We start from the raw sequence: 23403 nt of genomic DNA, 5'->3' as shown, positions 1-23403 counted from the left end.
ATATGAAGGAAAAAATAAAAATTGCAATCGCGGACGACAACCTTTTTTTGATACAAACCGTTGTGGAGAAACTGTCTTTTTTTGAGGATTTGGAAGTCAGTTTTTATGCTATAAGCGGTCAGGAATTGTTAGAGAAGTTTGAACGGAATTCTTTGGTGGATTTGGTGTTGATGGATTTGGAAATGCCGCTTATGAACGGTATTGAAGCCACAGCTGCTTTAAAAGATAAGTTTCCGGAAGTAAAAGTGCTTATGCTTACGGTTTTCGACGCCGATGAAAATATCTTCAAAGCTATAAAAGCCGGAGCAGACGGTTATCTGCTAAAGGAAATAGATGCTAAAGAACTTCATGACGGAATTGTGGAAACGTTAAACGGAGGTGCGGCCATGACGCCGTCGATTGCCTTAAAAACATTGAATTTGTTGCGAAATCCAATAACTGTTGTGGAAAAAAATGATCAGGATGAGGTGAAACTCTCCGAAAGGGAAATCGGGGTGCTGGATCAGTTGAGCAAAGGTTTGAGTTATACGGTTATTGCCAAGAACCTGTTTTTATCGCCGGGAACGGTTCGCAAACACATCGAGAACATTTACAAAAAGCTTCAGGTGCATTCTAAAATTGAAGCAGTTCAAAAAGCGAAAGACAACAATTGGATTTAACTTTTTTCTATCTTCGTAAAAATATAAAACAACTATGGCTACTAGAAGAAATTCCTCAACGGAAACAGCAATTAAAAACATGCTCATTCCTGTGATTCAGGCAATAGGGCGGTCCGGGAAGCTGCTTTACTTGCTGATTTTTGTTGTTTTAGGAGTTCTGGCTTACCGATATTTCACGTCCGATAAACCGACCACTACTACTGAATATAACTCGGACTTGATTCAGGAAAAAATTAAAAGTGTCGGGAAGTTAGTGGTAACCGAAGGACATTTTGCTCAGGTCATGACTTATAAAGACCAGCAAAAATACCTGATGGATTTGCTTTCTTTCGAGAAAAAAGCACTGATCATCATTAATGCCGATGTTACCGTAGCCTATGATTTGCGCCAGGTGAAATACGATATCGATGAGAAAAACAAAACCATCACCATTGTAAGTATTCCTAAAGAAGAAATCAAGATCAGTCCGGACATTCAGTTTTACGACGTGGAACAAAGCCGAATGAATCCGTTCACCGGAGACGATTACAATAAAATCAATAAAAAAGTAAAAGCCGATTTGGCTGCCAAAATTGAAAAATCCACCCTAAAGTCCAACGCGCAGAACCGTTTGGTAAGCGAACTTGCCAAGGTTTTGATTTTAACCAACGAAATGGGTTGGAAGCTGGAATACAAAAATCAGGTAATTGAAAGTGAAAATGAGATGGGAGCCACCCTTAAATTATAAAAGAAAATCCCAAGGAAACTTGGGATTTATTTTTTTTCAAAACTGCAGAAAATAAAATTCTGAACCGTGTCAAAAGGAGTGATGTGGTTTTCGAAAAAACATTCCAAAGGGATAAAATCGCCTTCAAAAGTTTTCTTTAAAGTGTTTTCCGAATATTGTCTGATTTCGATGCCACTGCATTTTTTGGGTCCCGATTCTGAAAATGTTCCGATCAGTTTTTTGCCTTTTTCTTCAAGTGCCAAAGCCGAAATTTGGGTGTATTTTTGGATGTCTTCCGGATCAGTTAAAAAATGAAAAACCGCGCGGTCGTGCCAAATTGCATATTTTCTTTCCGGCTTAAATTGTGTGATGTCTTGAACAATCCAGGTTGCTTTTTTAGCGTTTTCACCTAAACGAAGTTTTGCTCTTTCAATTGCTTTTTCAGAAATATCCAAAACAGTGATGTCTGTGTAGCCCGCTTCGATTAAATAGTCTACTAAAAAACTGTCGCCGCCACCAATATCGATAATTGCCTCATCTTTTGAAACAATATTGTTTTTAATGAATTCCAGGGAAGTTTCCGGAGTAGGCTGATACCAACTTACCTCGTTTAAGGCTTTAGTGCTGTAAATGGTTTCCCAGTGTTCTTTTCGGTTGAATGTTTTCATTTTATAGTTTGTGTTGCAAACTTTCCCAGCCACCGCCGTTGATTGTTTCGATTCCGTTTTTCTTTAATAGGGCAGTTGCCTGAGCGCTTCGCATTCCGGATCGGCAACAGGCAATAACCGGTTGGTTTAGTTTCTGGATGTTCTCAATTTCAGAAGAAAGCATGTCTAAAGGTATGTTTTTAGAACCCTTAATATGTCCGGAGGCAAATTCTTCCGAAGTTCTTACGTCAAGAATTACAGCATTTTTGTTTATAAAGTCACTGATATTTTCCGTGCTTTTGTTGAAACCTAATAAATCTAATAGTCCCATGATCGCTTTTTTTGACAAAGTTAAGTTGTCTTGCGCTTTTGTTTTGTAACCAATGTTACGCAGTGGCCTGATCAAAAATCAAATCTAAGCCATTGGCAATTAAATGGGCTACTTCAGGGCGGTTTAGTTTTACTTTTTCAAGATGGTTCAAAACTTTATCGGTAAGCTCGGAATTGTTCTCCTTTTGAGCCAGTTCCGCAATTTCAACACAAAGCAACCAATCGTTTGGATGATTTGCCGAAACTGCTGCAAAGGCTTCTTTTAAAGTGATTTCACTGTGTTGGTTTTCACGCAGGTTGCGAATGTTCAGGTATAATTTTTCAAGTTCTTCGCGCTCCGGTGTTTTTTTTGCTTTTATGGTTTTGGATGATGGTACGTGCGTAATCAAATCAAAACTGCGAACATCTGCAGGTCCTGAAAATGCAGAAATTACTTTTTTACCAACAGCCATATCATATGTGCCCCATTCCGGTTGGAAAAGTACGGTGTTTTTGTGTTTTACGGTGCAGTTTCTAAAACTAATGATGATGATTTCCCCCTGAAGATTGCGTGATCCGGTAATGATTTCTCCCGAAACGGTAATGTCACCCTCAAATTCAAGAGTTACTTTTTCGTTTTCGTAGATGTCGTAAGCGCGTAAATCACGAGGGCTCATGTCTTCAATAGCCAAGTTGATGCCTTTCAGTTTCCCGATTGGCGAACCAAAACCTTCTGAATGGTATTCCGTTCCATGGCCTACCAATTCTTTTTCACGGTAAGATAATGCTGTGTTCCCTGTGGTCTGAATGTAAACCGGTTTTCCTTCCTCTTCAATAACATTGGTGAAAATACCTGAAATCTGAATTCCGGTGCTTAACTCAATGGTTCCTAATGCGTTGGATTGGATTAGTTTCTTGATTCCGCTTAAACCTCCGGTGCGTAAAGCCATTTTGTTGGCAAATTCTTCCAACACGGAATTCAAGTGAGCAAAATCAGGGGTTACGTAAAGTTGAGGTTGTGGTTTGGTAATGTCAAAGCTTTGATTGGCCGCCGAAATATCGTAAGGAATCTTTTTAACGTTTTCAGTCATGCACCAAGCACTTTCTCCGATAGAAGACAACAAGCCGGCTCCATAAATTTTTGGGTTTTCCACTGTTCCGATTAGACCGTATTCTACCGTCCACCAATGCAGGTTACGGATTTGCGCCATTTCCGATAATTCGCCCATGTCGTTTTGTAAATCGTCTACATGTTTTTCGGCGGCTTCGATTTCTGCTTGCGGAGTACCTTCCGCTTCTTTTAAAATGGATAATAAACGAATCGCCTCATACATTTCGTAGTCGCGAGCCGAGGAAATTGCCTTACATCCGATTTCACCAAAACGGCGTAAATATTCGGCATATTCCGGATTGGCTATAATAGGAGCATGGCCGGCACCTTCGTGAATAATGTCTGGTGCTGGAGTGTATTCAATATGTTCTAATTGTCTTATGTCTGAAGCAATAACAAGTACATTGTATGCCTGAAATTCCATGAATGCATTTGGCGGAATAAAACCGTCTACAGCAACAGCTGCCCAACCGATTTCCTTCAGAATACGGTTCATTCCGTACATGTTCGGAATACTTTCAATATCGATTCCGGTCTGGCGTAAACCATCCAAATAAGAACTGTGCGCAACTCTTCCCAAATAATCTACATTCTTACGCATCACATAACGCCAAACAGCCTGATTAATCGGAGTATATTCGTCATAATCCTGAGGTTTTATAAACTGTTTCAAATGTTTTGGCAATCTTTCGATTAGCGGGTTGGTCTGGTACGTTGTATTCATGATAATTCAGTGTGTTGTATTTGGTGGTAAAGTTATGAAATGTTTAAAGAGATTACAACGCTTTTAGCATTCTATAAGTATCTGATTGTCCCTAATTTTCTCATCTTTTACCCTCTTTTCTGTTATTGAACTTGAGATTCTAATTGCTGTAATTTGGAGACTCTGTTTTTCAATAGGTTAAGGTATTTTAATGCAAGTTTATCGCCATAATCACTATAGGACTTTGAAGCCCAGTCTACGGCAACATCTAAATTCCCATTGATTTCATTAATGATCGCCATGTTATAACAGGCTCTTCCGGCAATTTTAGGGTCGGAATTGTTGACTTCTTTTGCCCAAAGTTCGGCTGCTCCGTCCCAGTTTCCGGTTTGGGCTCTTCGTCTTCCAATTTCAAAATTTGAAGTTCCTTTTACATAATAATCTCTGGAAACCCTGATTTTATAAGGTAAAGTTTTTAAGGCATAATCACTGCCCAAATGATTACTTAACTGCAGTACGTTTTGTTTGCGTCCCATAATGGCTTCTACTGCTTTCATAGGGTTGATGCCTCTTCCGGTTGAGGTAACCATATTGTCAGAGGCGATTTCGTCGATAATGTTTTTGTTTCTCACATCATAAATACGCCACCCGTTTTTTACTAAAGTTGAAATGGTTGCCTGATGTTCAATTACCGGAATTTTTATGCCTAATAAATTTGCTTTTTCGACAGTAGCGGTTTTGTAAGCAACAGTTGCATCAGTATCGTAAAAAGAAAGTTCGAACAAATAATCGATATGGTTTTGTTTTGAAATTTTCTCAATGGTTTCCCATGGTAAAGCAGCAGGAAAAACACTCAATCCTACGCTTTTTAAATTGTTCTCTTCAAGAATTTTTACAGAAGAAAAGCCGTTGTTTTTGGTAAGTTCGTTCTGAAGGCCCAACATAATTTCGTTGGCCCCATCCTTGTCGAGGTCTTTCCCTTCAACCGATAAGATCTTGTCGATAACATCGATGGCTTCGTTTTGCTTGGAAGGCAGGCTTCGGTTTACAATCCCTACATTTTTTCCTTTGGATTCCAGATAGATCGGTGCCGGTTCGGTCACACTTAAAGTCATTAAATTAGTCGAGCTGCATGAGAAAAGCAATCCCGAAAACAATCCTGTTACAATTAGTTTAGCATAGTTTTTTGTCATGAGTATCAGCAAATTGATTATTTATCAAATGTAAACTTTTTGCGAAATAATCAAAATAATAAGCGAAAAAATCTAGGTTAATGGTTTTTGATTGGCGTTTCGGAAATATTCGATTTTGTAATTAAACATTTCGGCCATTTTTGAGGCGCGCCATTTAGCTTCCTCTGCAATGGGTCCGGAAAATTGCTGGTCTATGTTTTGGGTGAAAATTTCGATCCAGCGCTCAAAATGTTCCTTCTGGATGGGAAGTGTGGCATGAGGTGGAAATGGACTTCCGGAATAGGCGCGAACATCCAGCAAAACCGTTTGCCAGAAACCGTACATTTTTTCAAGGTGTTCCGGCCAGCGCTCCTGAATTTTTTCATTGAAAATTGGGCCGATAAAATCGTCCTTTTGTACTTTTTCGTAAAAAGAATTTACCATTTGCTTGATGTCGTCCAGATTTTGGATGTCGTTCATTGTATTCTTAATTTAAAGTAAAGGTAGCGGAGTTTCTGATTTCAAAACATGATAAATGTTAGTTTGTGAAATTTTTAACCTGCTGTGAAATTGAAATATAAAAAAAAGACCGTCCTAAGACAGTCTTTTGCATAAAGTTATTTTTTTTCAGGTGGGAATTGAGCCAGAATTTTCGAAACAAACTCGTTGGTTCGTTCGTCTTTTTTCTCGCGGTCGTGAGTGAGGTACCCACTTCCTTTTCCTTGCCAGATAAGTTCTTTTTTCTTGGCATCGATTAAGTCGATGTACAAAGTGCCTTCAGTTGAAGTGGAAACATAAGTTCGTCCTCCCCAAATGTAAGGGTTCCAACCCCAACCCCAGCCGTAACCCCAACCGGCGTTGTATTGGTTTACATCTACTTGTTCCCTTTCTTTGGTAAAGATGTTTACCAATAAATCGGGAGAGTCGCTTTTGGTGTATCCTTTTTTGTTCATTTCTGCATCGATGGCGCGCAAAATACGCTTTTTGTCCAAATCGGAGATCTCGGCTTTATCGATGCCGCTTTTTTGATAAGCATAGGTTTTGTACTGACTGAAATCGACTTTGTTGTCATAATCAGAATCTACTCTTACCGTGCTGCAGGCTCCTGCAATGAAGAGTAAGGTTAACGAAAGCAGTTTTAATGTCTTCATAGTGCTTCTTTTTAAGTTGATGCGTTGAAGTTTTAAGTTGCTCTTTTTTTTAACGATTAGTACAAAACCTAAACTTCAAACTATAATAACGATTCATCCACTAAATTAGGGATGGTCACTTTTAATAATGGTTGCGTTTCCATAGCGCGTTTTATGGCAAACATAGCGCCTTCGTTTCTGGCCCAGCTTCTGCGGGAAATTCCGTTGTTTACGTCCCAGAAAAGCATTGATTCTAAGCGTCTTGAAGCTTCTTTACTACCATCAAGAACCATACCAAAGCCACCGTTGATAACTTCACCCCAACCAACACCGCCACCGTTGTGGATGGATACCCAAGTAGCGCCACGGAAACTGTCCCCGATAACGTTGTGAATGGCCATATCAGCTGTAAAACGAGAACCGTCATATATGTTAGAGGTTTCTCTATATGGAGAATCGGTACCGGAAACGTCATGGTGATCACGACCTAAAACCACATATCCGATTTCACCTTTGGCGATGGCTTGGTTGAAAGCTTCTGCGATTTTGGTTCTTCCTTCTGCATCGGCGTATAAAATACGGGCTTGAGAACCTACTACTAATTTATTTTCCTGAGCTCCTTTAATCCATTGAATGTTGTCGGCCATTTGCTGCTGAATTTCAGATGGAGAATTTTTCATCATTTCTTCTAAAACATCGCAGGCAATTTTGTCGGTTTTTGCCAAATCTTCTGGTTTTCCGGAACAACATACCCAACGGAACGGACCGAAACCATAATCGAAACACATTGGTCCCATGATGTCCTGAACATAAGACGGGTATTTGAATTCTCTTCCTAAGGTTGGATTTTCTGCCATAACATCGGCTCCGGCTCTAGAAGCTTCCAGTAAGAAAGCGTTTCCGTAGTCGAAGAAGTAAGTGCCTTTTGCCGTGTGTTTGTTGATGGCAGCAGCATGACGACGTAACGTTTTTTGTACTTCAACTTTGAATTGCTCCGGGTTGTTGGCCATCATTTCGTTGGCATCTTCAAAAGCAATATCTACCGGATAATATCCTCCAGCCCAAGGATTGTGAAGTGAGGTTTGGTCTGAACCTAAATCGATGTGAAGGTTTTCCTGATCGAATTTTTCCCAAACATCCACAATGTTTCCTAAATAGGCAATTGATACAATTTCTTTAGCTTGTTGAGCTTTACGCACGCGGGCAACCAATTGGTCTAAGTCTTCAATTATTTCGTGAATCCAACCTTGTTCGTGGCGGATTTTGGTAATTTTAGGATTTACTTCGGCACAAACGGTAATACAACCTGCAATAGTTCCCGCTTTTGGCTGAGCACCACTCATTCCACCAAGACCGGAAGTAACAAATAAATTACCGCCTGGGTTTTTCTTGATTTTTCTAAAACCATTTAAAACCGTAATGGTGGTTCCGTGTACAATTCCTTGTGGACCAATGTACATATAACTTCCTGCGGTCATTTGCCCGTACTGCGTTACTCCTAATGCATTGAATTTTTCCCAATCATCTGGTTTAGAATAGTTAGGAATCATCATTCCGTTGGTAACTACTACTCTTGGTGCGTCTTTATGGGAAGGGAAAAGTCCCATCGGATGTCCTGAATACATTACCAAGGTTTGCTCTTCGGTCATTTCGGCAAGGTATTTCATGGTTAGGCGGTATTGTGCCCAGTTACTAAAAACTCCGCCGTTTCCACCGTAAGTAATCAATTCGTGCGGATGTTGCGCCACAGCATAATCCAAGTTGTTCTGGATCATTAGCATAATGGCTTTTGCCTGTTCCGATTTTCCAGGATATTCTGAAATTGGACGCGCTTTCATTTGGTAATCCGGACGCAAACGGTACATGTAAATACGGCCGTACTTTTCCAATTCTTCTTTAAATTCTGGAATTAATTCGGTATGTTGCTTTGGCTGGAAATAACGTAAGGCGTTTGCAATAGCCAGTTTCTTCTCTTCCTCGGTTAATATTTCTTTACGTTTAGGTGCGTGGTTGATACTTGCTTCGTAAGGTTTTGCTTGGGGTAAAATGGATGGAATTCCTTCCAGTATTTGTTCTTTAAATGTCATTTTTTGTGTATTTGGTTATTCGTTTTTGTTCATCGGTAAAAAGACGAACAGCTAGGGATAACGAATATCCGACCTGTGGTAGGATTTGTATATTTTAATTCGGTAATACTGTAAATGGAGGTCCATTTTTTTAAATGTTGTGTTGTTTTTGTAGCTGATCTGCGTTAGGGATAGCAGCAAAGTACCATGTACTTGCGGATAGCCCGACCCGTAGGGGAACGCCCAACTATTATTTTTTATTGATTTGTCCTGTTTTCTTATCAAAGCCGTAAGGGCAGTGGCGGCAACCGCTTTTACAGCAATACCCTCTTTTTAAATGGTATTTTTCCGTAAAACATTTGTATCCTTCCGGCGTATAATAAAAATCTTCCCCTTCTTTTAAATTATTAGGGTTAATTTGTTCATTCATAACAGCAAATTTAGGAACTTTACCTCGAATGATAGTAGTTGTAATTAAATATTTAACACCAAAGGGATTTCGAGGGATTACACTTTTTCCGTTTATTGTGTTAACGCACAAAAAGGATAGGGAAGATACGGTGATTATTAACCACGAAATGATTCATATACGTCAGCAGTTGGAGCTGCTGGTTGTCCCCTTTTTTGTATGGTATTTTGTTGAATTTTTAATACGATGGGCGCATTGTAAAAACAGACATACTGCTTATAGAAACATAAGTTTTGAACGTGAAGCCTATGCCAATGAAAAAGACCTTCACTATTTAAAGCAAAGGCCTTTTTGGAAATTTGTAAAGTATCTTTAAATTATTTTTTCAATGCTTTACTGGTTGAACTTTCGTTGAATCTTGGTTTTTCTGGGCCTATCGGGAAACGAACATCAATGTGTTTTGAGGTAATGTTTCCGGATGCATCTTTTGCATCATCTCTGGAAGCGATTAGCTGCCATGAAAAATTTACGTTGGATCTTCCGTTTTGAAGCTCTTTCACCAAAAACCCGCTGGCTGATTTATTAGTTACAAAAACTCCGTTGCAGTCTCCTTCGAGTTGGATGAATACTTTCAAAGGATGCTTGTCATCTACAAAGATATTTTTAGTCAGGATGGGATCCAACTCGATTCGAGCTTGTCCATTGACTAATTTTCCAGTTCCGGAATCGGTAAAGGTTACCTCGGGTGATTCTGGACAGAAAAGAATTCTCTGTTGGTTATCGTAGTCTTTTACTAAAGTGGAAACGCTTCCTGCACCTAAAATTTTGTAATCTGTACCTCCATTTCTCACACCAACCCAGGCATAGTCGTTGGTTGATTGGTTTCCATCGAAGAAGCCCCCATAATAATTACCTCCACCACCATTGTCTCTTCCTGCTATACTTGCTATTGATTGAGTTGTTCCTCCGGTATTTGTTATGGAAAAGTAGCCTCCTTGGCGTTGATTGTTATTGTTGGATGGGTTAGTGGCAGTTCCGAAAAGCCCTGCCTGTGTTCCTGTAGCGACAACACCTACATTCCAGCCGGGTTGTGTGCTAAAACCGCTTCCTGCTCCATCAAAAGCACCGGCAGAATTCATATTGGTACCTGTTGCCGCAGTAGAATGTCTTCCGTAAACCGCAGCGCAACTTTGTCCGGTTGCATATCCGTTAATAGCATAGTCATCGGTTTGTCCTACCGCTGTGAACATATCAATAGTTGGGAAGGGGGAAGCCGCTCTTACGTGTACATGGCTGTTGGCGGCATCCACAAAAAACATCTGATTTTCTGAGGTGGATTCTACCCTGAAGTTGTAGTTCTGGGCATTATCGTTTACCACGGTTTCGCTGGTACCCATACGGATTCGTTCAATGTTGTTGGCTTTTAGCACCAAATCCTGAACGTCGTTTGTTCCTAAATAATCGGTTCCTGCGTTGGTTCCACTGTTGCCTTTTAAGGTCCAGTCTAACCCTCCGGGTGAACCGGCAAACGAAATCCATCTAGAGCCGTTCCAGTAATAGAGCCCTGGGACGACATTGTTTGGTGAAACCCCCGTTGTAGCGGTGTTCCAAACTATGGTCCCAGCAATTGGTGCTCCACCTTGCGGATTTACAACCGGTGCGGAAACAATAATGGAGGTTAAAGCAACTTGAGAAGGAATAAATCCGTTAGTGGTTGAGTTGATTTCTAAGGCGCCTCGAGGCGTAGTTGTTCCAATCCCAACTTGTGCAAAAAGCGGTACATAAGAAAGGAGGGACGATAAAAGTATAAGTCTAACTCGTTTCATAATTAAGTTTTTTAGTTCTTAAATCGATTTATGAAACAAACGGCCTATTGGGAAGTTTTGGAAACTCAAAGTTACCGCATTATCTTTTTATTTTAAATTCTCGATTTGAAAATTGGGTGAAATAGGTAAAATAATCGGTAAAAAGCATTGTAGTATGCTTGTAAAAAAAAAGAGACTGAATTTTTTGGGATCAGTCTCTTAAAAATAGGGAATATGGATTATTTTCTTAAATATCTTTTTTCAGATTTTCGTTCTCCTTTTCGGTTATCCAACTCAATAGCTGTTTTTTCTTGCGCTGGTTTTGACGGAGCTTGTTTTCCGAATTCTAACGACGAACCATTCCACCACATTGCTTTTGAAGTTTCTTTTGCTTGTTCGTCGATGGTTAAGAAGCTGTCTAGATTTTTGTTGAAATCGTTTGCAAGGACTTCTTGAGGAACAGCCATTGCTTCCGCATCTTTTTTCTCGCTGATAGCAATCCAATAAAAATCGGCAGTTGATGTTCCTTTGTTGTTTTCTTTGATGGTAAATCCGTCAGTATTGACAGAAGTTACATAAACCCCGTTAGTCTCCCCCATTGGAGTTACTGTTACCACTGTTGGTTTGTTTTTTGCAATTAGATCGGAGTAGTTTTTGTCGAAAGTGATTTGAGCTTTTCCGTTAACTAATTTTCCAACTCCTTTGGCTGAAACCTCCATAGTTGTTGAGGTAGTTGCATAAGTAACGATTTTTGCTCCTTCGTTTTCGTTTACAACCGCATAAGTTTTGTTGGTAATTGTTGCTCCGTCTGTGTAAAGACCGAAACGATTTCCTTTAGTGATTAAACCGTATTGATCACCTTTAACATGGCCACCCAAAAAACCTCCCTGAATTCCCAATCCGATAGATGCATCACTTCGAGTTGTTCCATCAGCCTGATTTCTTGCCGTGCTTCTTACATAGTTCACGCTTCCTAGAACGGCACAGTCAGCTCCATTACTTCTTTCATAACCCAACATTGCGTAAGTTCCATTGTCGGTATTGGTTCCTAGAACTCCTCCAACTTGTTTTCCAGTACTGTTAACTGTTCTTCCGGCAACTCCAAAAGCCCAATCGTTGTTATTTGATAAATCACCAGCTACACCAGCATTAAAAGAAGTTAAACCGCTTCCTGCAGCTGTAGATTCTACGATTCCTCTTACTCCTGCACCTCTTGTTCCACTTCCTTTGTATTCTCCTTGTACTCCTGCAAAATTTGTTGTACCTCCAGTTACTGATCCGTAAACACCTGCTCCATTTTGGTCGGTATAACCATTAATGGCCCATGGGAAGGATGCGTTGCCTTCGCTAACTCCATTCATTAAATCTCCCGGCAATACGGTTTCTAAAGCACCAATAAAAAATTCTCCAAGTGCACTTACTCGAGCGGCGTGCCTTCCGTTTGTTCGAATATCAACGTTTGTATTGTCGTAGGTTCCGATGAAATTAGCTCCTTGAGTGGCAGTTACTCCTGTTGCTCCTGTAACTCCTCCGTCTATCCCACCATTACCAATGATGGACCAATCAAGTCCTCCGGGAGAACCCGCTACAGAAATCCAACGTGTTCCATTCCAATAATACAATCCGGGCGAAACATTGTTGGGTAGTACTCCAGCTGTATTTGTATTCCAGACAATTGTACCTCTTGCTAAAGCTCCTCCTTGTGGGTTAACTACAGGCGCTGCTACAATTAAACTAGTTAAGGAAACTTGTGGAGGCACAAAACCTGATGTGGAGGAATTAATGTCTAGTGCTCCTCTTGGAGTCGTGGTTCCAATACCAACTTGTGCATTTACAGTAGATAGGAAAAGTAATGAAGCAGATAAGATAGGGTAGTACAGTTTTTTCTTCATGTGTAGTTTTGGCGCAGTTTTAGTTATAAAAATTTAAAAATTGCGCAAAACTAGGGTATTTTTAAAATTTCACAAGGATTATGTTGTTAATTTTTATTTTATAAGTACAAAAAAAAGACCGCCATTTGGCGGTCTTTTTGAAAGAGGTTGATTGTTAGTAAATTACCTTTTTGGTAATAACTGCATTATTTTCCAAAGTTACTTTAATTACTAAAGTAGATTTTGTTTGTGAAAGTGTAGTTGCAGTAAAATCAGATTTGTTAATCTCTTTACTGTTAAGAAGTACTCTTCCTAAAACGTCGTAAACGATAACTTCTTTTATTGGTTCTAAGGTTGATTTCACATTCAGCTTATCGTTGGTAAAGATAACTACTGAATTTTCCAATTCTGAAATATCCTGATTTCCTAAAGTAGTTTCAGTATAACGAAGAACAAAACGATCATCAAATGAACCAGCCTCTGAATTGAAACTGTATGGAGTTGCTTTCAGATTGTGAATAACATTGGTTTGTTTGTCTTCTAAATATACATTCTGATTTTGGAAATAATCATCAAAACGGTCAATTGCTATAAAATAAGTTCCGCTAGCCGGCACTTTATATCCCATAGGAACCTGGTCGTTTATGTCGAAAGTAGGTCTGGCTTGAATTGATAATTTTTTGTCAGCTCCTAAGGAATAGATAGAAGTCGTTAAGCTGCTTAAAGTTTCTCCATCCAATCCGTAATCCCAATCAAGAGTACCTTCAGAAGTATAACCAACTAATGTCTGGTTGAATCCGCCACCGTTAAGGTTACTGATGTTTAACCAAAGACGATTTTTCTCTGCAGGTCCGGCTGTATCATCGGATTCTCTGAAGAAATAACCATTGTTGTTCAACTTACGCATTGTATTGTTTAAAGCTGCAGCAGTTGCGCCAACTCTGGCTCTTACGAAGAACGACTGACCAGAAGCGATATAATCGGTAACCACAGCCGGTGCAATACCTGTTGGTAAAGTTCCTGTGTAACCTAGTCGGTTTTTATTTATGTAATCACTAGCTGAGTAGTTGTAAACATAGTTCTGGTACCATGGACTAGGCGTAGCATTGCTTATTGGTGTAGCGTGTGTCCAGATATAAATTGTTCCATCAATATTTGGATTGTCCACACTGTTGTGCTTAATGAAATCATCGGTTGAAATTGCAGATGGGTATGGGTTACCAATCAAATTCAGACGTTGTTCATTTGCAGCAATAGCAGTAGCGTTTGTACTTATATAAAGCGGAATACTGAAATTACCATTGTTAGGCGTTCCAATAAATGTTCCTGTGAAAACACTTCTTGTTGCAGGATTTGTAGAAAAAGTTTGTGGTGCTCTAACCGCATATCCTTTAAGAGGTGTCATTACAGTCGCTGTAGTTTCTGCCTGCCAGTGACCATTAAATGTCCATACTTGTGGGTTGTAGCTCCAATACTTGTCTGATAATGTGTTTGGCGATAAAGTTCCTAAAGTAAAGTTGGACGCTTGAGTTACAGGAGAGTTCCAGTACGAATAGTCAAAACGATACATAGGTTGTGTATTTCTCTTAATGTGAGCTGTACCTGTGTTGGCAACGTTGTTGGTTTGCATAATTGATGCACCGCTTTCCACAATGATATCACCACCAGCGTTGATTGTAATTGCATCAGTAACTGAAATGTTATTGGTAGGGTTGATAGTTAAAATACCACCGTTTTGAACAATTAAGTTTCTACCTAATCCGTTGTAGTTTGTTCCTGAAATTAATGGTTTGTTAGTTGTTGAAGGAATAACAACACAATCTAAAGCTGTTGGAATTCCAGAAGGAGTCCAGTTGTTTGCTTTATTCCAGTCTGTATCTACCGATCCATTCCAAGTCTTGTTACCTGCAACCGTTACGGTTGTTTGTCCGTATTCTTTTATAGTTCTACCATTACATAAGCTGTAAGTTACTTCAGCTGTATAAGTTGTTGTTGCTGCAGGACAAACGTTAATGTTGTTTGTTGTAGCAATTGATGGTGTAATTGGTGGAATTGCTGCCCCTTCATACCATTTGATAGAGGTTACTGAAGTTCCATTTGGTGTAAATCTCCAAGCTTCGTTAGTAACGGTCCAATCAGGATCCAAACTGTTTCTTCCTGGAGCTGTGGTTGCAACAGTACCTGTTGAATCTTGAACACCAACAAGACCATTACCACCATTCCAAGATGCACAAATGTTTTTCTCGCTAATATAAACTTCGATAATGTTTGTGTTTTCATACAATACCATCATGCCTGTGTATAGCATTGAGTTACAGCTTGTTGAGAACATAGGGATGTCTTTCCAAGAAGCTACAAGGGCTCTACATCCAGAGTTTAACGTGATCAATTCCCATCCTATAGTTCCTCCTTTACCAGGGTCAATGTCCTGATACACTCCAAAAATTGTATTTTTAAATAATGAAGTACTTGGAAGGTTAGAAGAGAAAGACCAAGCTGATGAACCTCCTGGTGTATTACTTGTTGTATCAAAAGTAATTACCCCATTTGAACCGATTAAACATTTGTTGTAATTGGTTCCGTAAAAACAGAAGTTAAACGGCAAGTTAATTGTCGGAGACCATACGTCATCCACATTTACTGATACAGGATTGGCCATACAACCGAAATTGTAAGGAGGCGCATAAGGTATAGATGTAGCTGCATATGAGGTAGTTTGCCCAAGAGCCAAGTAGGTAGCCTCTAAATCTACACAGCTGGATGCAGATGAACAAGTGATGGCTGGAGGTGGAGCTCCGTTTAGACCAAGACCACCTGAAATTACAGTTGGACATGCTAATGCAGAAGTTCCTGTTCCTGTTCCTGCCTGACAAAGAGTTCTGATAATTAAAGGTCCTATCCAATAACCTTGGTTGGCCACTGTACAGTTAGATCTTACCCAGAAATAATATGTAGTTTCAGCAGTTAAACTTGTTAAGTTCACTGAAGTTCCCGCAAGAGAACCTGTAGGTGTAGTTCCTGCTACTGGAGCAGTTGAAGAGGTTGTTAAATAGTATTGGTAACCTAAACCTGGTACTGGAGCAGCAGCAGTCCATGAAGCTGTTGCCGAGTTCCCTGTAATTGCAGAAGCTGTAAGGTTACTTGGGTTTCCTGCACAGGCAAGAGGTGTTAATACTGTAAGTTTGAAATCTAAAGCTTCACTATCTACATATCCAGTTGCACATGGATCAACCGTATTGTTGTTGTAATATGCTCTAATTCTCATTCTGTGATCTCCAATGCTGGCGCCACCAGGAACAGCAAAGCTTCCGGTATGTCCAGTGGCAATTGCAGCTGAAGCGAAAACTTGTTCACCTCCATCAACAAAATCACCGTCGTTATTCCAGTCTACCCAGATTCTGAAACCATGGCTAAAACTTGAAACATAGGTTTCTGTGAAGTTAATAGTTCCTCCTTGAATTTGAGATACTGTTCTTGAAGTGTAAAAATCACCGTAACCGTTCGGATTTCTGGTACCACTGGTGTAAGTAATATTGTTTACACCGTTTGCTGTTGAAAACCCTGTAATGTAATCTGTTCCGGTTGCTGAAGGAGTACAATACGCTAAGCCAGTTGTAATGTTGTTGGTTAGTGGAGAAGTTGTTAAATAAGTTGGTCCACCTGAACATCCAATCTGGTTGAAAGAGAAAATATAGAAATAATAAGTTGTATTAGAGGATAGACCTGTTACCGTGAAGGCAGTATCAGTATCGATATCGCCAACAATATAACCAGGAGCAACAGTTCCCCCTACAGTATAGCTTGTTCCGTTTGTTGGAACAGGAGGAGTGTTTGAGGTGCTGTAAACCACTAAATAATTTGTTGGAATAGGGCTGGCTGCGGTAAATGTACCGCTAACATTTCCTCCTGAAGGAGTTAAGACTAGAGCAGTTGGCTGTGCAGTAGGTACTGTACATGGAGCTGGTGAACTTGCACAGATTCCGAAAGTTCCTGGATTGTCATTGCTGTATTCCCAAAATCTTACATAGATTACAGACCCTGGAGTTAGACCGGTTCTTGTAATTGAAGACATTAGACCGTTTGCACTGTCATCATCGTCACACTCTAAAAGCGTTAAGCCTGCACATGTACCTGTATACCATGCCATACCACTATCAGACATTGATCCTGTTTGTGTGTCTACGGTTACTTCTCCGGAAGCAGGGACAGTAAATTTAAACCATACGTCTCCGCCAGTATATGAAGCACAACCTGGTGCAGGGTGTCCAGAAGATGCGGTTGCTCCTGCTGTAGTGTAAGTCGCATAAGAACACGTTGCGTTTACAGGTAAGTTAATTGCCTGACCACAATTGTCATTTGCCGGTGTTGCTGCTGGACAGGTAATTGTGAAATTAACTGTTCCACCTGCGGTACTTTCAGGATCTAATAGTATATAATATTGTGTTCCACCTGTTAAAGTAAAACCAGGGCTTGTTGCAGCACCAGAAAGATCATCAATACAAGTCCATCCGGTAGAAGAACATCCGGAAGCAAAAGTTTTAAATTGGTAGTCAATGTATGCAAAAGAACTTGTTTGTTGAATTACATAGTTACCAGTTGTAGCGGGTGTGAACGTATAAATTGTTTCGTTACCACCTGTTGTAAAACCACAGGCTGAAGAAGAATAACTTCCGTTACCAGCTGCAATATTGGCTGTTATTGCTGTTCCGCAGTTTGCAATGTTTGTTGCAGAGGTACAAGGGTCTAACGTTGCAGTAACACAAAGACTGGTTAAATTCATGTCTTTGTTACCAAAATTTACCGCCTTAACATAATAGGTAGTACCTCCTGGTAAATTGGCTGTAATGGTTTCGGTTTGGGCACCGTTTGAGTTTGTGGTGTTGGCACAAGCTGTGTGAGAAAGTCCTGAACACGCACCGGAAATCAAAATTAAACCTAAGTTTTGATTACTTGCTATACCTGTAATTGTATAGGCTAATGTTGGGCCTGCAGGAGTGGTAAAATAATACCATCCTTCCCTTGTTTGTCCGCTGTTTGTACATGCGGCATTAGACATCGTGGGGGCGTTTTGTGTTGTGTCTGTAATAGAGGCACTGTTGTTACAGGTGGCCGGGTTAACGGTTAAGGGAGTTGCTGTGGCACATGTTGTTCCTTGTGCAAACCCTTTTTGTCCTGTAAATGTTAAAGTCAAAAGAAAAATGAAAACAAAGAAGTAGTTTTTTTCAAAACAAAACAGCTTGTTTTTATCTTTTAATTTGCTTAAAAAGACGGTTAATGAGTAGTTTTTTTTCACAATAAATAAGCTAAATTGGTTATGCTTTGGTTATTTTTTTGTGAAAATATTAAATCATCGGCAAAGAATCAAAAAAAATCGACGTAATACTTCTAAGTGTTAAAGATTTGTGAATTTAAAAAAGCATTGTTTTAATTTTGTCGGAAAAGGTAGGCTTCTTTGTTTATGGCGGTTTGGAGAGGAAAAGCATTTTTTTGAAGACTTTTTTATCGATTTTTTTAGTTATGATTATAACAAAATTTATTTTAAATGTTTAAAAAAGTTCTTTATTCATAAAGTATGTCTTTTGTTGAGGAATTGTTAATGAAAAAAGCCAATAAGGAAAGTCTTACTGGCTTTTTTGGTTAAAAAGGTTTATTTTCTTTAAAAAATAACTTTTTTAGAAATCTCAGCACCATTGTCTAACATTATTTTTAAAATAAGTGTTGATTGAGTAGGTGCTAACTTAATTGCTGTGAAATCATTTTGATTAACATCGTTGTTTTCAACAAGAGTTCTGCCTAGCATATCATATATTGTGATTGCCTTTATTTTTTCAATCGATGATTTTACATTGAGTTTTCCGTTTGTATAGGCAAAAACAGAATGTTCTAACATTGTGATTTCTTCATTGCTTAATGTAGAATTGGTATAACGAATGTTGAAACGATTGTCAAAAGTTCCAGCTTCGGTTGAGAACATATAAGGACCTGATTTTAAATTGTAAATCACATTCAATAAGCGGTCTTCCACGAAAACGTCTTGATTTTCAAATGCCTGATCCAAACTGTCGATCCCAATAGCATAATTTCCTGCAACATTGGTTTTGTAACCCATAGGTACAACATCGTTTTGATTTAAAGGCCAGGCTCTTGACTGAATCGATAGTTTTTTATCTTCCGCAAAGGTGTATAAGCTAACCGATGCGGCTTTTAGTGCTTGAGAATCGAAACCGTTGTCCCAATTTTCAGAAGCTCCTTCAACGTAACCAAGCATCATTTGACTGAAACCGGCTCCACCCATACGTGTTAAATTCAGCCAAAAACGATCTTTTTGAATCGTTCCTAAATTATTGTCAACGCTTCTTTCAGTTTCCGATGCACTTCTGTAAAAAGTACTGTTGTTTCCTGTTACGCGCATATTGTTGTCCATTACTACATTTCCGTTTGCTTTTGCTCTGATAAAGAATGATTGTCCGGAAGCAACATAGGGATAGGTGGTTAAGCCATAGCCTGAAGGAATTGGTTTAACGCTTCCTGCGATGTTTAAAGTTACATAGTCGTTCGCCTGATAGTTGTAAACGTAATCTTGATAGAACGGATCACTATTGGCTGTACTCAATGGTGTAACATGAGACCATAAGTAAATTGTTCCGTCGGCAACTGCTGTGTTTCTTGGATCAGTTATAAAAGCTGCTATGTCGATGGCAGATGGGAACGGGTTTCCGATTAGGTTCAAATCCTGTTCGTTTGCTGCAATTGCGGTTGCATTTGTACTGATGTACATCGGAACAGTTACAACTCCATTGTTTGGTGTACCAATGAATAATCCTGTAAAAGGAGTTTTGGTTGCCGGATTAGTTGAAAAGGTTTGTGGAGCTCTTACACAATATCCTTTTGCAGGATTCATTACCGTAGCGGTACTTTCGCTTTTCCAATGTCCGTTATATCCCCAAACTTGAGGGTCGTAACTCCAATACTTGTCGGATAAGGTATTAGGAGATAAAGTCCCTAATGTGAAATTTGATGCTAAAGTTACCGGCGAATTCCAGTACTCATAATCAAAACGGTACATCGGTGGAGTAATTTTTTCAACTTTAACAATACCCGAGTTTACTGCTGCACTGTTGTTTTGTACAAGACTTGCGTCGTCTTTAATGTTGTATTCTCCACCTGCATTAACATTTACCCAATCCGCAACGGTTAAATTAGTTACAGGGTTTTGCAGCAAGTTACCGGTGTTTTTTACTGTTAGGTTTTTAGCATAAGCATTATAACCCGCCCCAGAAATGATACTCGTTGCAGGGATAATCACACAGTTGTTAATGGTTGGGACTCCCACAGGAGACCAGTTGCCGGCATCGTTCCAATCTGTTGAATTGGTACCTTTCCACACTTTAGAATTGTTGGTAACAGTAATCGGACTACTTGCAGAACAACCATTTGATAAAATTGCACTTGCAGTAAAAGTATATGTCCCTTGCTCTAATTGTGCCAAAGTTGGTTTTACGTAAACTGTAACAGCAGGTGTTCCTGCAACGTATGGAATGGTACAGGCAGCATCGTTATAGGCATCAGGTAGGGAAGCTCCAGACCAGTTGAATGCTGTGTTTAATGGTTTTGTTCCGTATAGCTGAATGTCGTCAACTGCGGCACCATCGCACCATGAACTGGCATAATAGCGGATTCGGATGCGAAGATTTGGATTGTTGATGTATGCAGTTAAATTATAAGTCATATCTGCAAAACGGGTGCCGATTCCTTGGTCGGTAATAATGTTTCCGTTGATGGTTGTCCAAGCACCGCCTCCGTTGGTAGAAACCTGAACCTGCATGAATTCAATAGGGTCATAAGTTACGTTTCCGTCAGGGAAGTATCTTGAATAGTACATTCTGAATTTTAACGTCAAATCGGTAAAAGTGTTCGAGTTTACAATTGGAGAAACTAATGCGTTGTCTACAGTATAATAACAAGATGCTCCACAAGTGCCCACATCTGAAGTTGCCATCGCAAAATGATTAGCTCCAAAGTTTGAAGAAATAGCCGGATACCAGGTTAAGCCTGTTGGAATAAAGGTGCTTGTGTGGTTTTGCCACATCGTTTGTGCATTTACCGCAGCATTACTTACAAGATTTGCGTTTGTGAAAACTCCTAAGCCTCCTCCTGTTTCAAAATCTTCGTCAATCAGATAGACCAATTCTGTATCTCCGGCGGCGGTTAAAGAAATAACCGCATTCTCACCACAAACTTGTGGGTTGGATGGAGTAAAGTTTAAAGTAGGGACAGGGCTTACTTTAGCAATAACTTTTGTTCTTACCAGTGATTCGCAACTTCCATTATAGGCTGTAACCCAATAGGTTGTTGTTGATGCTAAAGCCGGTGTTGTCCAGTTTCCTGTTGGAGTAGTGGTGAATGGTGCGCCTCCAAATTCATTAGTATACCATCGGTATTGTGTAACGCCGGCTGTACCGGTAACTTTTAAATTTACTGTTCCGGATCCACAAACTTCCCCGTTGGTAACATCAGTGATGTTTGCTGCACAACTAGGTACTACAGTGAACAGGTAATCTTCTGCTTCTCCATATTCATAGGCGGTATACCCGGAAATAATATTTGTATCGAAAACTTCGCATGAATTAAAATCGTAACTGTAGGATTCGTATGTTGTTGGTGGTCCTGGAGGTCCTACAGTATAAAAACTGTTGTACAGACGAATGCGTATTCTGTAATTTCCTGGAATTGCTGTTGTTGGAACAACAAAACCAAAGGTTGTAGTTAATGTTGCGGCATTGGAATCATACACTAATTCCCCGGCATCATTGAAGTCTCCATCCTTGTTCCAGTCTACCCATGATTTCCAGCGTCCTCTTGAATTAGCTTCTACATAAACGTTAACTCCTTCTCCTTGTGCCTGGATTGCTTTATTGGCTAATCCAGTGAAATTCTGAAAGCCGTTGTTTGGAGTGGTAGAATAACTGGTGTTGAAATTGTTAATGTCGTTTAAAGTACCCAAGAAACTCACATCATCAATATATCGGTTCGAAGCCTGTGCATTTGTTGTTGAAGGAGAACAATATGCTGGTGCAACAGCAGTAGTTGTCGTACTTTGGGTTAAGGGTGAAGTTGTATTGTATAATGGGCCGCCGGTACAGCTTGCATTAAATGAAAATACATATACATAATATAAGGTAGAGGTGTTTAATCCTCCAATTGAAAACGTTGTATTCCCATCGGTTTCTGCTACTATACTCCCGTTAATAGAGCTTCCGGTAGTATAAGTGGTCCCGTTAACAGGTGTTGGAGTTACTCCGGTTGTGTTGAAAACTACAAGATAGCTATCCGAAGCTGGAGCTGCAGCCGTAAATGACCCCGAGATACTTGTTCCAGCGGGTGTAAGTACCAATGCAGTTGGTTGTGCAGTTGGAGTTGTACATACAGGGGGTGCAGAAATGTTTAAGCTGTAATCTTCATCTTGAAAAGATCCTGCTCCAGAAGGACACGGTCCGGGGACAACATTGTATTGGTTGGATACCCTGATTCTTGTTGTTCCAATGGTTGCTGTAAGAGGTACTGTAATGTTAGTACTCAAAGTAGCTGAGTTGGTAGTGTATGTGCCAACTGTGTATGGACCCCCATCATCGGAAAAATCACCATTGTTATTCCAGTCGAAAAATACATAAATCCCAAAAGGGTTTGGAGATGTTCCTGTTGCTGTTGCTGTAAATGTATAAGTATTTCCTGCTACTACATTTCCTGAAGCAGCCGAAAAATCCTGATAAAACGGACCTGCAGAAGTTGCTGCGGATGAATTATTGTTTATACCGGCAAAAGTTACATTAGAAATTGGATACGTTGTTGCTGATGTTGAAGTTGGAGTACAGTAAACCCAACAACCCGGTCCATTGGAAGTGGTTATGGTTACATCGCTTGTAGACGGAGGGCATGATCCGTTTGTGATTGTCCAGCGTAAAGTAGCTGTTGTGCCTAAAGCAAGTCCTGTAACTCCTGAGGTAGGGGATGATGGAGTGGTTATAGTTGCCGTTCCTGAAACTACAGACCATGATCCGGTACCTGCAGCTGGGGTATTTCCTGCAAGGGTTGTGGTGGTGGCACAAGCAGCTAATGTTTGGTTGGGACCTGCGTTGGCTGCTGTTGGTGGAGTAGCAACTGCGGAATTTAGTGAGTTAGTTAAAGTGGTTCCGGCAACTAATCCATTTATTGTTCCTGTTCCCCCTGTTCGAGTTATGTTTTGTGTACTTGTAGTGTTTATTGCCCTTACGGATAAATTAGAAATAGTCATCACATCAGACTTGTTAGTTCCTCCACAGGTATAGGTAATGGTTACTGTAGTGGCGGTTACAGATGTCGATACGGATGTTAGGTTGCTTCCAGCGGCAACTGTAGTGTTTCCGACCCCAGTTTGAAATTCGAAATTGGCGGGTGCTGATAAAATTAATGTAACACCAACACCTCCGGAAAAGTTGGATGTGGCAGTTTCGGTTATCACAATGTTTCCTAACGGATAATAGGCGGTAGGAAACCCAGAACAAACGGGAATGTTAAGATTTGGTTTTGTGATATTAACCTGAGCAATTGAATTGCTGGTAAAAATCATAAATGTTAAAATGAAAAAAGCGAGTAGTTTAAGGTTTGCTTTTTCATTGATTGAATTTTGATCGTTGTTTGTTTTTAGGTTAAGCCATTGACTGCCAGTAGTTGTAAAAGTTTTGTAATTTTCTTTCATAGGTTTGATTTGGCATTTTGTGGATTAATAAATATGTTCCTTATTTTCAAATTTATTAAAATATTGTAGTGTTTTTAACA

15 protein-coding genes are annotated in these 23403 nt (G+C 39.8%); 3 read left to right on the top strand and 12 right to left on the bottom strand.

The genetic code is table 11. The annotated features are described in order from the left end of the window. Window positions 1–2 precede the first annotated feature (2 nt). Entirely contained in the window at window positions 3–659 is a 657-nt protein-coding gene (locus tag LZZ90_RS03830) for a response regulator transcription factor (protein ID WP_237789367.1), read from the top strand. A gap of 79 nt (window positions 660–738) precedes the next feature. Beyond that, window positions 739–1386 (top strand): DUF4230 domain-containing protein, encoded by a 648-nt coding sequence (locus LZZ90_RS03825; protein WP_237789704.1) that lies wholly within the window; start codon window positions 739–741, stop codon window positions 1384–1386. Between the two features lie 26 nt (window positions 1387–1412). Here the strand turns inward: LZZ90_RS03825 and LZZ90_RS03820 are convergent, their stop codons facing one another. From LZZ90_RS03820 to LZZ90_RS03785, 8 genes are all read right to left on the bottom strand, one after another. Next, a complete protein-coding gene (locus tag LZZ90_RS03820; RefSeq protein ID WP_237789366.1) occupies window positions 1413–2033 on the bottom strand; it encodes a trans-aconitate 2-methyltransferase in 621 nt (206 codons plus the stop codon). 1 nt (window position 2034) lies between these two features. After that, on the bottom strand, window positions 2035–2343 hold the full coding sequence (locus LZZ90_RS03815; protein ID WP_237789365.1) for a rhodanese-like domain-containing protein: 309 nt from the start codon (window positions 2341–2343) through the stop codon (window positions 2035–2037). A 55-nt stretch (window positions 2344–2398) separates the two neighbouring features. Beyond that, on the bottom strand, window positions 2399–4156 hold the full coding sequence (locus LZZ90_RS03810) for an aromatic amino acid hydroxylase (protein ID WP_237789364.1): 1758 nt from the start codon (window positions 4154–4156) through the stop codon (window positions 2399–2401). A 122-nt stretch (window positions 4157–4278) separates the two neighbouring features. After that, window positions 4279–5328: a DUF6340 family protein gene (locus LZZ90_RS03805; protein WP_237789363.1), complete on the bottom strand. Its 1050-nt coding sequence runs from the start codon at window positions 5326–5328 to the stop codon at window positions 4279–4281. Window positions 5329–5400: 72 nt separating this feature from the next. Continuing rightward, on the bottom strand, window positions 5401–5787 hold the full coding sequence (locus LZZ90_RS03800; RefSeq protein WP_237789362.1) for a group III truncated hemoglobin: 387 nt from the start codon (window positions 5785–5787) through the stop codon (window positions 5401–5403). A 137-nt stretch (window positions 5788–5924) separates the two neighbouring features. Next, the gene (locus LZZ90_RS03795; RefSeq protein ID WP_237789361.1) at window positions 5925–6458 is read right to left on the bottom strand and encodes a DUF4136 domain-containing protein; all 534 of its coding nucleotides are present in this window, start codon (window positions 6456–6458) and stop codon (window positions 5925–5927) included. Between the two features lie 80 nt (window positions 6459–6538). Beyond that, window positions 6539–8524 (bottom strand): urocanate hydratase, encoded by a 1986-nt coding sequence (locus LZZ90_RS03790; protein ID WP_237789360.1) that lies wholly within the window; start codon window positions 8522–8524, stop codon window positions 6539–6541. A gap of 229 nt (window positions 8525–8753) precedes the next feature. Beyond that, the gene (locus LZZ90_RS03785; RefSeq protein ID WP_237789359.1) at window positions 8754–8933 is read right to left on the bottom strand and encodes a DUF5522 domain-containing protein; all 180 of its coding nucleotides are present in this window, start codon (window positions 8931–8933) and stop codon (window positions 8754–8756) included. 28 nt (window positions 8934–8961) lie between these two features. Between LZZ90_RS03785 and LZZ90_RS03780 the strand changes: the two genes are divergently transcribed. After that, complete coding sequence (locus LZZ90_RS03780) at window positions 8962–9288, top strand: hypothetical protein (RefSeq protein WP_237789358.1); 327 nt, start codon at window positions 8962–8964, stop codon at window positions 9286–9288. Between the two features lies 1 nt (window position 9289). Here LZZ90_RS03780 and LZZ90_RS03775 read toward each other — a convergent pair whose 3' ends face one another. From LZZ90_RS03775 to LZZ90_RS03760, 4 genes are all read right to left on the bottom strand, one after another. Further along, the gene (locus LZZ90_RS03775) at window positions 9290–10738 is read right to left on the bottom strand and encodes a hypothetical protein (RefSeq protein WP_237789357.1); all 1449 of its coding nucleotides are present in this window, start codon (window positions 10736–10738) and stop codon (window positions 9290–9292) included. Window positions 10739–10956: 218 nt separating this feature from the next. After that, window positions 10957–12609: a hypothetical protein gene (locus LZZ90_RS03770; RefSeq protein ID WP_237789356.1), complete on the bottom strand. Its 1653-nt coding sequence runs from the start codon at window positions 12607–12609 to the stop codon at window positions 10957–10959. A gap of 154 nt (window positions 12610–12763) precedes the next feature. Further along, window positions 12764–17881, bottom strand: a complete 5118-nt coding sequence (locus tag LZZ90_RS03765; RefSeq protein ID WP_237789355.1) for a GEVED domain-containing protein — start codon at window positions 17879–17881, stop codon at window positions 12764–12766. A gap of 363 nt (window positions 17882–18244) precedes the next feature. Continuing rightward, window positions 18245–23323: a GEVED domain-containing protein gene (locus LZZ90_RS03760; protein WP_237789354.1), complete on the bottom strand. Its 5079-nt coding sequence runs from the start codon at window positions 23321–23323 to the stop codon at window positions 18245–18247. Between the last annotated feature and the right edge of the window lie 80 nt (window positions 23324–23403).

The sequence above is a fragment of the Flavobacterium sp. SM15 genome, assembly GCF_022012335.1.
In the GTDB taxonomy this organism is placed as follows: domain Bacteria; phylum Bacteroidota; class Bacteroidia; order Flavobacteriales; family Flavobacteriaceae; genus Flavobacterium.
The sequence above is the reverse complement of the archived record's forward strand: the minus strand, read 5'-3'. Positions and strand labels throughout refer to the sequence as shown.

Excerpts from the sequence above, each read along its gene's own strand:
- LZZ90_RS03780 (WP_237789358.1), top strand. The coding sequence starts at position 8,962 with ATGATAGTAGTTGTAATTAAATATTTAACACCAAAGGGATTTCGAGGG.
- LZZ90_RS03795 (WP_237789361.1), bottom strand. The coding sequence starts at position 6,458 with ATGAAGACATTAAAACTGCTTTCGTTAACCTTACTCTTCATTGCAGGA.
- LZZ90_RS03800 (WP_237789362.1), bottom strand. The coding sequence starts at position 5,787 with ATGAACGACATCCAAAATCTGGACGACATCAAGCAAATGGTAAATTCT.
- LZZ90_RS03785 (WP_237789359.1), bottom strand. The coding sequence starts at position 8,933 with ATGAATGAACAAATTAACCCTAATAATTTAAAAGAAGGGGAAGATTTT.
- LZZ90_RS03815 (WP_237789365.1), bottom strand. The coding sequence starts at position 2,343 with ATGGGACTATTAGATTTATTAGGTTTCAACAAAAGCACGGAAAATATC.
- LZZ90_RS03770 (WP_237789356.1), bottom strand. The coding sequence starts at position 12,609 with ATGAAGAAAAAACTGTACTACCCTATCTTATCTGCTTCATTACTTTTC.
- LZZ90_RS03805 (WP_237789363.1), bottom strand. The coding sequence starts at position 5,328 with ATGACAAAAAACTATGCTAAACTAATTGTAACAGGATTGTTTTCGGGA.
- LZZ90_RS03820 (WP_237789366.1), bottom strand. The coding sequence starts at position 2,033 with ATGAAAACATTCAACCGAAAAGAACACTGGGAAACCATTTACAGCACT.
- LZZ90_RS03830 (WP_237789367.1), top strand. The coding sequence starts at position 3 with ATGAAGGAAAAAATAAAAATTGCAATCGCGGACGACAACCTTTTTTTG.
- LZZ90_RS03760 (WP_237789354.1), bottom strand. The coding sequence starts at position 23,323 with ATGAAAGAAAATTACAAAACTTTTACAACTACTGGCAGTCAATGGCTT.
- LZZ90_RS03810 (WP_237789364.1), bottom strand. The coding sequence starts at position 4,156 with ATGAATACAACGTACCAGACCAACCCGCTAATCGAAAGATTGCCAAAA.
- LZZ90_RS03775 (WP_237789357.1), bottom strand. The coding sequence starts at position 10,738 with ATGAAACGAGTTAGACTTATACTTTTATCGTCCCTCCTTTCTTATGTA.
- LZZ90_RS03825 (WP_237789704.1), top strand. The coding sequence starts at position 739 with ATGCTCATTCCTGTGATTCAGGCAATAGGGCGGTCCGGGAAGCTGCTT.
- LZZ90_RS03790 (WP_237789360.1), bottom strand. The coding sequence starts at position 8,524 with ATGACATTTAAAGAACAAATACTGGAAGGAATTCCATCCATTTTACCC.